The following is an 11412-nucleotide window of genomic DNA, read 5'->3' as shown; positions in this document are numbered from 1 at the left end:
GTGGGCTCCAGCTCAGAGGTGCTCGGCGAACCAGGCCACGGCGGCGTCGCGGGCGGCGACGAAGCCGGCGGTGTCCCGGCCGGGCCGGGCGTACGGGGTGAAGTGACCGCCGTCGATCAGCACCAGCTTCTTGGGCTCCAGCGCGTTTTCGTAGGCGGCGAGCGCGAGATCGGTCAGCGTCAGCTCGTCCCGCGTGGCCACGATCATCAGCAGCGGCTTGGGCGAGACCCGGCCGATGAACGCGCCCGGCTCGTAGCCGCGGGCCCAGTCCAGCGAGCGCAGGGTGATCTCGTTGACCCAGCCGGCCGCCGCGACCTCGGGCGAGCCGTAGAAGTCGATCGCCTCGGCCGACCGGAACGCGGCCGGCCGCGCCGGATCGTCGCCGACGACCGGCAGGACCGCGGGCTCGGCCCCGGCCAGGGTGGCCGTGCGATCGCGGTCGATCGCCGCCAGCAGGGCCTCGACCTGGTCGGGGGTGGAGCGCCGCAGGGAACTCTGGTAGTTGCTGATCGCCGGCGCCTGCGCGACGACGGCGGCGACCCGGTGGTCCAGCGCGCCGACCACGATGGCGTGACCGCCGCTGTAACTCGTGCCCCAGACCCCGATCCGGGCCGGGTCGACCTCGGGCCGGCCGCGCAGGAACGTCACCGCGGTGCGCATGTCCTCGACCTGCCGCCACGGGTCGAGGTCGTGGCGGGGCAGGCCGTCGCTGGCGCCCCAGGTGCGGTGGTCGTAGAGCAGCACGGCGAAGCCCGCGTCGGCGAACGCCTCCGCGAGCGGCTCCAGGTAGGCCTCCTTCACACCGGCGAAGCCGTGGGTCATGACGACCCCGGGCCAGGGGCCGTCGCCGGCGGGCCGGTAGAGCCAGCCGCGCAGGGTGATGTCGTCGCGGGCGTCGAACTCGACGTCCGTCCGCCGTGCCGTTGTCATGACACTAGCGTAAGCAGTTAGCTAGTGTCATGACAACCCCGGCCGCCGCGCCCCGGCCGCGCTCGCACGTCGACCCGGAAGCACGGAGCGTCCCTCCCCCTCGGGATATGCCGACTTCGGGGAAAGTTCGTCGCACGAACTGTAGGGTGGCGGCGTGACTAGGGATGACGGTCGGTTGGGCGTGGTGCCCGCACTGGTGCGGTCGACGTTTCTGGTGAACGCGGTGTACGCGGAATCGGCCAGGGAGCACGGCCTGACGTCCCAACAGGGGCAACTGCTGTGCGTGCTGATGGGACGGCCGTACGGCATGGGCGAACTGGGCGCGGTGTTGGGCCTGGCCAAGTCGAGCCTGACGGGCCTGGTGGACCGCACGGAACGCAACGGCCTGGTCCAGCGCGGACAGGATCCCCAGGACGCGCGCGGAATCCGGGTTTCGCTCACGCGGCGGGGCAGCGAGCTGGCGGAGACGTTCTACACGGAGACGTGCCGCCGCATCGACGAGCTGCCGGCAGGCTTCAGCGACACCGAGCGCGGGGCGCTGGACGAGTTGCTGAGCCGGATCGTGCTGAACAACGACGTGCCGGCGGTCTTCGGGGAGTAAGCGGTCACGCCGTAGCGATTGAAGTTCGTGCCACGAACTATTACTGTTCGTGGCACGAACTACCAGAGGGGGCCGTCATGGTTTCAACGGATGTTGTTTTCGGGTTCGGCGCGCACAGCCGCATCGACGAGCGGGCGGAACTGCTGCGGATGGCCCAGGAGGCCGACCGCGCCGGGCTCGACCTCTTCTCGCTGTCGGACCACCCCTACCTGGCCGAGCGCCTGGACGCGTACGCCACGATCGGGTACGTCCTCGGCCGCACGGAACGCCTGGCGGGCTTTGCCAACGTCACCAACCTGCCGACCAGGCCGGCCCCGATGCTGGCCCGGGCGGTGACGACGCTCTCGGCGCTCTCCGACGGCCGCATCGTGCTCGGCATGGGCGCGGGCGGGCTGTGGGACCGGATCGCCGACATGGGCGTGCCCCGCCTGTCCCCCGGCGACGCCGTGGACGCGTTCGAGGAGGCGATCACGCTGGTCAAGGCGCTGTCCGGCGGTGGAGAGCCGGTCAGCTTCACCGGCCGGCACTACCGCGTGGACCAGATCGAGCCGGCCCCGGTCGCGGCGCCGCCGGTGTGGACCGGCTCCGTCGGGGCCAAGTCCCTCGCCGCCACCGGTCGGGTCGCCGACGGTTGGCTCCCCGGCCACGCCGCGGACTGGCTCAGCGACCGGTACCGCCGCTCGCGCCCGATAATCGACGAGGCGGCCGTCAAGGCCGGCCGCGACCCGCGCGAGATCCGCACCGTGTTCAACTTCCCCGGCCGCATCACCGACCAGCCGCTGGCCGCCACCCGCGACGGTGACGGCCGCTGGATCGGCGGTTCCACCGAGCAGTGGATCGAGGAACTGACCACGGCCATCGTGGATCACGGCGCGTCGGGCTTCATGCTGTTCTCGCCGGAGGGCGGCACTCCCGACGCGCTCTCCCTCGGCCGCTGGGCCAACGAGATCGTGCCGGCGGTCCGGGAAGCGTCCAAACAGGACGTCACCGCCTCGTAAGGTCCGAACGGGATCATGCCGCCGCCCGGCCGTCGTTGCAGGGGCAGAGGGCCGGCCGGCGGGGCCGCCCCCGGCGGGTGAGGTGGTTGGATGCGTGCGCTCCTGGCACGGCGCAAGATCGTGGTTCCTGCGGCGGTGGCGGTGATCGTCCTGGTCGGCGTGGGGCTGTGGGCGTTCCAGCCGTGGCGACTGTTCACCAGCAGCACGATCAACGAGAAGCTGGCGGACGCGCCGGTGGCGAAGGGCACGTTCCGGTCGCTGGCGCACCCGACGAGCGGCCAGGCCGAGGTGGCGCGGGGCGCGGACGGCCGGTACGTGGTGCAGCTGCGGAACTTCAGCACGAGCGACGGCCCGGCGGTGCATGTCTGGCTGACGGACAAGGCGCCGGACGCCGGGGATTCCACGTTCGGCCGGGACGGCCAACTGGATCTGGGGGCGTTGAAGGCGACCAACGGCAACGAGGTCTACGAGGTGCCGGCGGGGACCGACGTCTCGCGGTACAAGAGCGTCCTGGTGTGGTGCGAACGCTTCTCGGTGGGCTTCGGGGTGGCCGGCCTCGGCACGTGAAATGCCGCACCGGCAGCCCCTGCCGTCGTCGGGGCCGCCATCGCCTACGGTGGCAGTACGGAGGGAGTGGAGGGCACATGCGGATCGCGGTGATGGGCACGGGCGGGGTCGGCGGCTACTTCGGGGCGAGGCTGGCCGCCGGCGGGCACGACGTGGCGTTCATCGCCCGCGGTGCGCAGCTGGAAGCCCTGCGTGCCAAGGGGTTGCGGGTGGAGAGCCCGCTGGGCGATCTGCACCTGGCCGAGATCGTGGCCACCGACGACCCGGCTGAACTCGAACCCGTCGACCTGGTGCTGTTCGGCGTGAAGCTGTGGGACACCGAGCACGCCGCCGAGCAGATCCGGCCGCTGCTGCGCCCCGGGACGGCGGTGGTGTCGTTCCAGAACGGCGTGGTGAAGGACGACATCCTGCGCCGGGTCCTCGGGCCCGAGCACGTGCTCGGCGGCGTCTGCTACATCGCGGCGACCATCGCCGAGCCGGGCGTGATCAAGCATGCCAACACGTTGCAGCGACTGGTGTTCGGCGAGTACGACGGCATGCCGTCGGCGCGGGTCGAGGCGTTTCGGAACGCCTGCGCGGACAGTGGCATCGACGTCGAGGTGAGCCCGGACATCGAGCGCACGATCTGGGAGAAGTTCGTGTTCCTGGTCGGCCTGTCCGGCACCACCAGCCTGGCCCGCACGCCGATCGGCCCGATCCGCGCCAACCCGCGGTCCCGGGCTTTCCTGCACGACGTGATGGACGAGGTCGTGCAGGTCGCCCGGGCCGCCGGGGTCGAGCTACCGGCCGACTACGCCGAGGACCGGATGGCGTTCGTGGACACGGTCGCCGAGACGATGACGTCCTCGATGCACCACGACCTGGAGCGCGGCAACCGGTTGGAAGTCCCGTGGCTCAGCGGTGACGTCGTCGACCGCGCCCGCGCCCTCGGCGTGCCGGCGCCGGCGAACCGGGCCATCGCCGACATGTTGTCCGTGCACGCCGAGGGTGCTCAGAGCGCGCCGATCGCCTCGCACGCCTTGCGGACGCCGTCCCCGTAGGCGGGATCGGCCTTGGCGCAGTTGGCGATGTGCTTCTCGATCGTCTCCCGGCGCGCGCCCTTGATGGCACGGGCGGTGTTGTCGAACAGCACCTGCTGCTGGTCGCCGGTCATCAGGCGGAACAGGTCGCCGGGCTGCTGGTAGTAGTTGTCGTCGTCGGCCCGGAAGTCGAACCGGTCGGCGGTGGCGCCGACGGCCTGCGGCGGGTCGGCGTAGGCGGGCTGCTCGGCCCAACGGCCGAAGTTGTTCGGCTCGATGCCGGGCACGCCGCCCTGGTTGCCGTCGACGCGCATCGCGCCGTCGCGGTGATAGGTGTTGACCAGCGCCGCCGCCCGGGGGTGGTTCACCGGAATCTGGTGGTGGTTCACGCCGAGCCGGTAGCGCGCGGCGTCGCCGTAGGAGAACAGCCGGCCCTGCAGCATCCGGTCCGGGCTGAACGAGATGCCGGGCACGAGGTTGGCCGGCGTGAACGCGGCCTGCTCGACGTCGGCGAAGTAGTTGTCGGGGTTGCGGTCGAGGGTCAACTCGCCGACCTCGATCAGCGGATAGTCCTTCTTGCTCCACACCTTCGTCAGGTCGAACGGATGGAAGCGGTAGCCGGCCGCGTCGGCCTCGGGCATGACCTGCACGCACAGCGTCCACTTGGGATGGTCGCCGCGCTCGATCGCCTCGTACAGGTCGCGCTGGTGTGACTCGCGGTCGCCGGCGATGACCCGGCCCGCCTCCTCGTCGGTCAGGTTCTCGATGCCCTGCCGCGTGCGGAAGTGGAACTTCACCCAGTGCCGCTCGCCGTCGGCGTTGATCAGGCTGAACGTGTGCGAGCCGAAGCCGTGCATGTGCCGGTAGGACCTGGGGATCCCGCGGTCGCTCATCACAATGGTGACCTGGTGCAGCGCCTCGGGCAGGTTCACCCAGAAGCCCCAGTTGTTCTCCGGATCGCGCAGGTTGGTGCGGGGGTCGCGCTTCACGGCCCGGTTGAGGTCCGGGAACTTCAGTGGGTCGCGGAAGAAGAAGACCGGCGTGTTGTTGCCGACGACGTCCCAGTTCCCCTCCGGCGTGTAGAAGCGGACTGCGAAGCCGCGGATGTCTCGCTCCGCGTCGGCCGCGCCGCGCTCGCCCGCGACGGTGGAGAACCGCAGGAACACCTCGCACTCGTTGCCGATCTTGTCGAACAGCGCCGCCTTGGTGTAGCGGGTGATGTCCCCCGTGACGCGGAACGTGCCGAACGCGCCCGAGCCCTTCGCGTGCATCCGCCGCTCCGGGATCACCTCCCGGTCGAAGTGCGCGAGTTTCTCCAGGAACCACAGGTCCTGCAGCAGCATCGGCCCGCGCGGTCCGGCCGTCAGGCTGTTCTGGTTGTCGGCGACCGGTGCGCCGGCCGCGGTCGTCAGCGGCTTGGTGTTCTCTTCGAAAGCCATCACGCCTCCCTGGGGTCCCTGCCACCCCACCACTCTTTCTGGAATGAGTCAAGAAAACGAGCGGATCCGGACAGCGCGATGTCCGGATCCGTGGTTGTGCGGCACCGGGTTGCTGGCTACGGAGGGGCGACCGCGTCGAGGGCCGTGGGGCAGGAGGGGCGAGGCGGAGGGCGCGGCGATCGGCGGCGACTGGTGGGAGATCATCCCGTTGGGCCTGATGGAACGCGGCCTCGCATTCACGGAAGTCGTTGCGCTGGCGGCCCTCGCGGTGCCGGTGGTGCACACCGTGGCCCCGACCCCGGAGCTCGCCGTCACGCGGTGACGGATCACCGGAACAGGTGTGCCCGCAAAGCCCCTGCGATTGGCCGTCCGTGCATAGGGAACTGCCATCTGCGTCCCTTTCCTTGCCGGCCGTCCGGCCCACACCTAGCGTCGCCATCACTTGCGCTGAATGGAGTTTTCATGGTCAAGAGATGGCTGCTGGCGTCGGCGACGGCCGCCGCGCTGGTGCTCGCGTCGGGGGCGACGGCCACGGCGTCCAGCGCCCCGATCTACCTGTCGCTCGGCGATTCGCTGTCGGTGGGCGTCCAGCCGGACGCCCAGGGCGTCAGCCGCCCGACCGATCAGGGCTTCGACCGCGACATCGCGCACGGCCTGCGGCTGACCGAACTCGGCTGCCCGGCCGAGACCACCACCAGCATGATCAACGGCGGGGTGTGCGCGTACCCTGGCGCGAAGTCGCAACTGGACGCCGCGGTGAACTTCCTGTCCGCCCACAAGGGACAGGTCGCGCTGGTGTCGGTCGTGATCGGCGCGACGGACGTGGAGAACTGCGCGACGCCGACCGGAATCGACCTGAACTGCGTCACCCAGGGCATCGGGGCGATCCAGGCCAACCTGCCGGTGATCGTCGACCGCCTCCGGGCCGCCGCGCCGCGGGCCGAGTTCGTCGGCCTCAACCTGTACGACCCGTTCCTCGCCACGTTCCTGCAGGGCGAGGCCGGGCAGCAGCTGGCCCGCCAGTCCGTGCCGTTGACGCAGCAGGTCAACGGCGTACTCGCCGCCGCGTACGGCAGGTACGGCGTGCCGGTGGCGGACGTGGAGACCGCTTTCCACACCACCGACTTCACCCCGGGCGCGAACGGCATTCCGCGCAACGTGGCCACGATCTGCCAGGACACGTTCATGTGCCAGCCGCCGCCGGTCGGCCCGAACATCCACCCGAACCGGGCCGGCTACTGCGTGATGGCCGGCGCCGTGTTGGAGAAGCTGTTCAGCCGCCGGTGATCTCGCCGCCGGCCGTCGTGGCGACCGCGTCGCCACGACGGCCGGCGAGACATCCCGTCCGGCCCGGTCGGATGGTCACGCTCCTGTCCCTGTTTTCCGGGAGAACGGGCCGGATTTCCGTGTTATAGCCGGACGTTCTGCCTGCGCCCAATCGGTTGAACAATCGGTCGAACATCACCACGGCGGCTGTTTCCCGTGGTTATCGTGCTGTCGTGTTCCCGGCACCTACCCGTGTGTGGTGGGCCGCTCTGGTGATCGTCGCGGCGGTACTGGAGCTGTGCTACCCACCGTCCCTGCTGACCCGACTCGCGGTCGGGATGCTCGCCCTGGTCGCGGCGGTCCTGGGCGGCATAGTGCTGTGGAGCGCACGCGAGGAACCCGAGCCGGCGCCGGCCCCGATCATCGAGCCCCCGCCCGTTCCCGTGCCGGTGGAACCGCCGCCACCGCTGAACGAACAGGTGTCGCCCCGGTTCGGCCGGGGCAGCAAGGCGCAGGCGCTGCCGTGGTTGCTGTCGCCGCACGCCGTCTACCCCGGCATCGCGGCGGACGAGGGGCGGCTGGGCGACCTGACCGTGCGAGCGGCGTCGGTGATCGGTCCGGGACACCGCTGCGAGGAACCCGTCTCGCCCCGTCAGGACGCCTACCGTCTGGGACGGGACGACGCCGGCCAACACCTTGTCGTCGCGGTCGCGGACGGCGTGTCCAGCAGCGCGTTCGCGGAACTGGGAGCGACGGTGGCGGCCAGCGCGGCCGTGAACCTGTTGCGGGAGCGGCTCAATCGGGCCGACACCATCGCGTGGCTGGAGGTCTACGGCGGCATCGCCGCCCAGATGGCGGAGGCCGCCGCCACCCGGAACCTACGCAATGCCGACGTCTACACCGCCCTGGTCACCGCGATCATCCCGGCCGGACCGGCCGGGTGGGACCGCGAGATGTGGGTGGCCTGGGTCGGCGACGCGTCGGTGTGGCTGTTACGGGACAACGAATGGATCTTCGTCGCGGGTGACAGGAAGCGGTCCAGCGGCGGCCTGGAGTCGAACGTCGTCGCCAACGTGCTGCCGGACGGCCCGCATGCCGTTGCCACGGCGGCCGTTCGGCTGGGCACGGGCTCGGTCGTCGCCATCGTGACCGACGGCGTCGGCGACGCGCTGGCCACCCTGCCCGAGGCCAACCGGTACTTCGCCCGCAGCTGGGCCACTCCGCCCTCCTCCACCGCCTTCATCGACGACGTCGGCTATGACGCGGAGAGCTTCCAGGACGATCGCACCGCCGTGGCGGTGTGGGTGTCACCATGACCTGGCGCCTGCCCGCGGTGGTCACCCTCGACGAGATCGGGCCGCTCGCCGGGACGATCAGCGACGCCGCCGGCCAGAGCACCGGCATCCACCCGCTCGACGATCATCCCGGCTGGCTGGCCAAGCTCTACCGGACGCCCGGCGGCGCGGCCGACGCGAAACGCCTGGACGACCTGATCGCGTTACCCGTCGACGGTCTGCTGCGCGACGCCACGTCGTGGCCGGTCGCCCGGATCGCCGCCGACGAGAAGACGCTGGGCTGCGTGATTCCGACCGCGCCGGACCGGTTCCGGCGCGACGACGGCGTGTGGCGGGAGATCGACTGGCTGGCCAAGCCCGACCACCTCTTCGTCCGCCGCGGCCTGACCGTGCCGACCCGGGCGGACCGCTTGTCCATCTGCCGCAACCTGGTCGACGTCGCGGCGGCGCTGGAGCGGCACGAGCTCGTCTACTCCGACTGGTCCTACTCCAACGCCTTCTGGTGCGACACCGACGGTTCCGTGTTCGTGATCGACATCGACGGCTGCGGGCCGGGCCCCGTGCCGAACATCTTCCAACCCAACTGGGACGATCCGCTGACCCGGCGGCCGATGCTCGCCGACGCCTGCACCGACCGCTACCGGGTCGCCCTGCTCGTCACCCGCTGCCTCACCGGCGAACGGGAACTTCCGTTGGCGCTCAACGCCTTGGCCGACTCGGACGGGCTGGGCAACCGCGGGCTGCGGGAGGTCCTGCTCGACATCCTGCTCAGCACGGACCGCGAGCGCCGGCCCTCGCTGTCCGACCTGGCCACGGTGATCGCCGGCGGCCTGTACGTCAGTTTCGGGCCCAGGCCGGAACGGATCGCGCTGCCGCCGCGTCCGATCGTCAGCGCCCCCAAGGAACCCGAGCAGCCGCCCGACGCCGAACCCACGCCGGCCGAGTCCCGGCAGGGCGTGGTCGCCGTTGTGGTCGTGCTGCTGCTGATCCTGGCGATCTTCGTGATCGCCGCTCTCGCGCACTAGAAGGAGGCCCGGGTGGACGACGTCCCGTACTCGATGCGGCAGAAGTGCCTGCCGACCTACCTGGTCATCGACGCGTCGCACTCGATGACGCCGTACCAGGACATGGTCAACCGGACGCTGGACCGGTTGCACCGCAAGCTGGCCGACAGCCCGCGGGTGTCCGAGTTCGCGCACATGTCGATCATCGCCTTCTCCTCGTCGGCGCAGCTGGTGATCGAGATGACCGACCTGGAGCTGATCCCGGCCATGCCGGAGGTGGTGTGCAGCGGCAACACCGACTACCGCGCCGCGTTCGACCTGGTGCGGGCCCGCATCGACATCGACGTGGCCGCGCTCAACGCGCGCGGCCGGGCGGTGCTGCGGCCGGCGATGTTCTTCCTGACCGACGGGCAGCCCACCGAGCCCGGCTGGGAGGCGGCGTTCAAGAAGCTGGTGGATCCCGCCTGGAAGCGGCATCCGCACGTGATCACCTACGGCTTCGGCACCGTGCAGAGCGAGGTGCTGGCCAAGGTCGCCACCAAGGCCGCGTTCTACGCCGAGGAGGGGACCCGGCAGGACGAGGCCCTCACGCAGGCGATCAACAGCCTGCTGAACTCGCTGGTGGCGTCCTCGCGCGCGGAGGAGATGCAGATCCCGACGGTGGCCGAGGGCTACCGGACCATTCCCGTCGAGTACATGGACTGACGACAGGTCAGGTGACGACATGACGTGCCAGCGGTGCGGCTGGGACAATCCGAGCAACTTCCTGGTGTGCGAGCGCTGCGGCGCGAAGCGGGTGATCGACCTCTCCGGGGCGGGCCCCGCCGGCCCGACCTCCGCCGCGTCCGCCCCTGCCGGCACCGCCGGGTTCGCCCGGGACGCGACGCGCTACCTGTGCGCGGCGGTGCAGCTCAGTCCGAGCCTCAACGACAAGGCGCTGCGCGGAATCCTGCACGAGCAGCACCGCGCCATCGCCTCGTCGCCCGGTGTCGACCTGGTCACCGTGCTCAAGTACGGGCTGGCCGCGCGGCAACGACATCTGCTACGGGACGGGCTGCTCGGCCTGATCCTGCTGATCTTCCTGATCATGTTCCTCCGGTCGCCCCTGGTGGCCTTCGGCTGGATCATCCCGCTGGGCCTCGGCGCGTGGCTCACGGTGTTCGTGGAGTCGCTGGTCGCCCACTACGGCGTGGTCGCGGCCCACCTGGGGCGCACGACGTTCGATCCGGCGAAGGCCCCCGAGCCGGACAACCCGCGCGATCGGCGGCGGCTGGCCGAGATCGGCGCCCGGGACCGGGGCAATGTCACGGTGTTCGCCGCCTACTCGCCGTTCGTCGGCTACGGGCAGCCGGCCGAGAAGTGGTCGTTCACGCTCAACGTGGCCAAACCCGCGGAGGGCAAGAAGGTCGTGCCGTTCGCCGTGCAGGAGGTGCACGACTTCGTCGCCGACGACGTGCGGCAGCTGGGCCTGCCCGGGATCGTGGTCGAGGACCGGCTGTTCGTCAACGGGCTGGATCTGTTGCACGGCTTCGAACCCGAGGTGCAGCAGGCGGTGCTGCCGGACGAGCTGGCCGCCCCGGTGTCCCGTGTGGACGCTGCCTTGTTCTCCCGGCTGCAGGAGAACCCCAAGAGCCGGGCGCGGCCGTACCTCGTGGTGCGCATCGGCGGCTGGAGCGGCCAGCTGGTGGTGACGATGTTCCTGCGGTTCGCCCTGTTGCCGCAGAAGGACATGCTGTTCGTGGAGGCGAACTACTCGCTGCTGCCGCCGATGCGGCAGGACTACCTGGTGGTGGACCGGTTGCTCGGCCGGCCGACGTGGCGCCAGGTGAGCCGGGTGGCGTCGGTGAGCCTGATCAAGGCGGTGCCGGCCCTGTTCGGCGGCTTCTTCCGCACGGTCGCGGTGCCGCTGGCCGCCCTGGGCCGGCCGGGCAAGCTGCGCCGGGAGGCGCGGGAGATCACCCAGGACCGGTCGTTCAACTACGGCGCCGGGCAGAGCCTGCGCGAGCAGGCGGCCGACACCCGGTACCACCGCTACTTCCAGCAGCTGGACCGGGAGATGTACGGGAAGCTGGCGGAGCGGCGGGTGATGGACGCGCTCACCCGGTTCCTGGACGACCACAACATCGACACCAGCGAGCTGGTCGAGCGGACGACGATGATCACGAACAACGGCATCTACGTCACCGGCGAGGGCAAGATCGACGCGAAGAGCATCGCCGTCGGCGCCAACGCCGTCGCGCGCACGTTCAACCGCGTGACCCAGGCCCGCGGCTCCGGCGGCCAGGACTGACGC

At 70.7% G+C, this 11412-nt stretch carries 12 protein-coding genes; 10 read left to right on the top strand and 2 right to left on the bottom strand.

Annotation, left to right across the window (positions count from 1 at the left end):
- Positions 1-12: 12 nt before the first annotated feature.
- On the bottom strand, positions 13-930 hold the full coding sequence (locus BJ998_RS30090; protein ID WP_184866717.1) for an alpha/beta hydrolase: 918 nt from the start codon (positions 928-930) through the stop codon (positions 13-15).
- A gap of 154 nt (positions 931-1084) precedes the next feature.
- Between BJ998_RS30090 and BJ998_RS30085 the strand changes: the two genes are divergently transcribed.
- The 4 genes from BJ998_RS30085 (at position 1085) to BJ998_RS30070 (ending at position 4136) form a co-directional block, all read left to right on the top strand.
- A complete protein-coding gene (locus BJ998_RS30085) occupies positions 1085-1531 on the top strand; it encodes a MarR family winged helix-turn-helix transcriptional regulator (RefSeq protein WP_312890394.1) in 447 nt (148 codons plus the stop codon).
- Between the two features lie 77 nt (positions 1532-1608).
- Entirely contained in the window at positions 1609-2529 is a 921-nt protein-coding gene (locus BJ998_RS30080; protein ID WP_184866716.1) for an LLM class flavin-dependent oxidoreductase, read from the top strand.
- A 90-nt stretch (positions 2530-2619) separates the two neighbouring features.
- Positions 2620-3096 carry a DM13 domain-containing protein gene (locus tag BJ998_RS30075; RefSeq protein ID WP_221338176.1) on the top strand — a complete coding sequence of 159 codons (477 nt, stop codon included), beginning with the start codon at positions 2620-2622 and terminating at the stop codon, positions 3094-3096.
- A 77-nt stretch (positions 3097-3173) separates the two neighbouring features.
- Positions 3174-4136, top strand: a complete 963-nt coding sequence (locus tag BJ998_RS30070; protein ID WP_184866715.1) for a ketopantoate reductase family protein — start codon at positions 3174-3176, stop codon at positions 4134-4136.
- Here BJ998_RS30070 and BJ998_RS30065 read toward each other — a convergent pair.
- Entirely contained in the window at positions 4088-5554 is a 1467-nt protein-coding gene (locus BJ998_RS30065; RefSeq protein ID WP_184866714.1) for a catalase, read from the bottom strand. The two genes, BJ998_RS30070 and BJ998_RS30065, sit on opposite strands and share 49 nt — an antisense overlap.
- 43 nt (positions 5555-5597) lie before the next feature.
- Here BJ998_RS30065 and BJ998_RS30060 point away from each other — a divergent pair, with 43 nt between their 5' ends.
- The 6 genes from BJ998_RS30060 to BJ998_RS30035 all read left to right on the top strand — a co-directional run bounded on the left by BJ998_RS30060 (position 5598) and on the right by BJ998_RS30035 (position 11409).
- Positions 5598-5876 (top strand): hypothetical protein, encoded by a 279-nt coding sequence (locus BJ998_RS30060; protein ID WP_184866713.1) that lies wholly within the window; start codon positions 5598-5600, stop codon positions 5874-5876.
- A 140-nt stretch (positions 5877-6016) separates the two neighbouring features.
- Positions 6017-6841, top strand: a complete 825-nt coding sequence (locus BJ998_RS30055) for an SGNH/GDSL hydrolase family protein (RefSeq protein ID WP_184866712.1) — start codon at positions 6017-6019, stop codon at positions 6839-6841.
- A gap of 212 nt (positions 6842-7053) precedes the next feature.
- Positions 7054-8136, top strand: a complete 1083-nt coding sequence (locus BJ998_RS30050; RefSeq protein ID WP_184866711.1) for a protein phosphatase 2C domain-containing protein — start codon at positions 7054-7056, stop codon at positions 8134-8136.
- A complete protein-coding gene (locus tag BJ998_RS30045) occupies positions 8133-9140 on the top strand; it encodes a hypothetical protein (protein WP_184866710.1) in 1008 nt (335 codons plus the stop codon). The genes BJ998_RS30050 and BJ998_RS30045 overlap by 4 nt, the downstream gene beginning before the upstream one ends.
- A gap of 12 nt (positions 9141-9152) precedes the next feature.
- The gene (locus BJ998_RS30040; RefSeq protein WP_221338175.1) at positions 9153-9824 is read left to right on the top strand and encodes a vWA domain-containing protein; all 672 of its coding nucleotides are present in this window, start codon (positions 9153-9155) and stop codon (positions 9822-9824) included.
- Positions 9825-9843: 19 nt separating this feature from the next.
- Entirely contained in the window at positions 9844-11409 is a 1566-nt protein-coding gene (locus tag BJ998_RS30035; protein ID WP_184866709.1) for an AbeC-like domain-containing protein, read from the top strand.
- Positions 11410-11412: the final 3 nt, after the last annotated feature.

Source organism: Kutzneria kofuensis (assembly GCF_014203355.1).
GTDB classification, from domain to species: domain Bacteria; phylum Actinomycetota; class Actinomycetes; order Mycobacteriales; family Pseudonocardiaceae; genus Kutzneria; species Kutzneria kofuensis.
This window is presented reverse-complemented; position numbering and strand designations above follow the sequence as displayed.

Coding starts and splice junctions, on each gene's coding strand:
- BJ998_RS30090 (WP_184866717.1), bottom strand. CDS start 930: ATGACAACGGCACGGCGGACGGACGTCGAGTTCGACGCCCGCGACGAC.
- BJ998_RS30080 (WP_184866716.1), top strand. CDS start 1,609: ATGGTTTCAACGGATGTTGTTTTCGGGTTCGGCGCGCACAGCCGCATC.
- BJ998_RS30075 (WP_221338176.1), top strand. CDS start 2,620: ATGCGTGCGCTCCTGGCACGGCGCAAGATCGTGGTTCCTGCGGCGGTG.
- BJ998_RS30070 (WP_184866715.1), top strand. CDS start 3,174: ATGCGGATCGCGGTGATGGGCACGGGCGGGGTCGGCGGCTACTTCGGG.
- BJ998_RS30065 (WP_184866714.1), bottom strand. CDS start 5,554: ATGGCTTTCGAAGAGAACACCAAGCCGCTGACGACCGCGGCCGGCGCA.
- BJ998_RS30060 (WP_184866713.1), top strand. CDS start 5,598: ATGAGTCAAGAAAACGAGCGGATCCGGACAGCGCGATGTCCGGATCCG.
- BJ998_RS30055 (WP_184866712.1), top strand. CDS start 6,017: ATGGTCAAGAGATGGCTGCTGGCGTCGGCGACGGCCGCCGCGCTGGTG.
- BJ998_RS30045 (WP_184866710.1), top strand. CDS start 8,133: ATGACCTGGCGCCTGCCCGCGGTGGTCACCCTCGACGAGATCGGGCCG.
- BJ998_RS30035 (WP_184866709.1), top strand. CDS start 9,844: ATGACGTGCCAGCGGTGCGGCTGGGACAATCCGAGCAACTTCCTGGTG.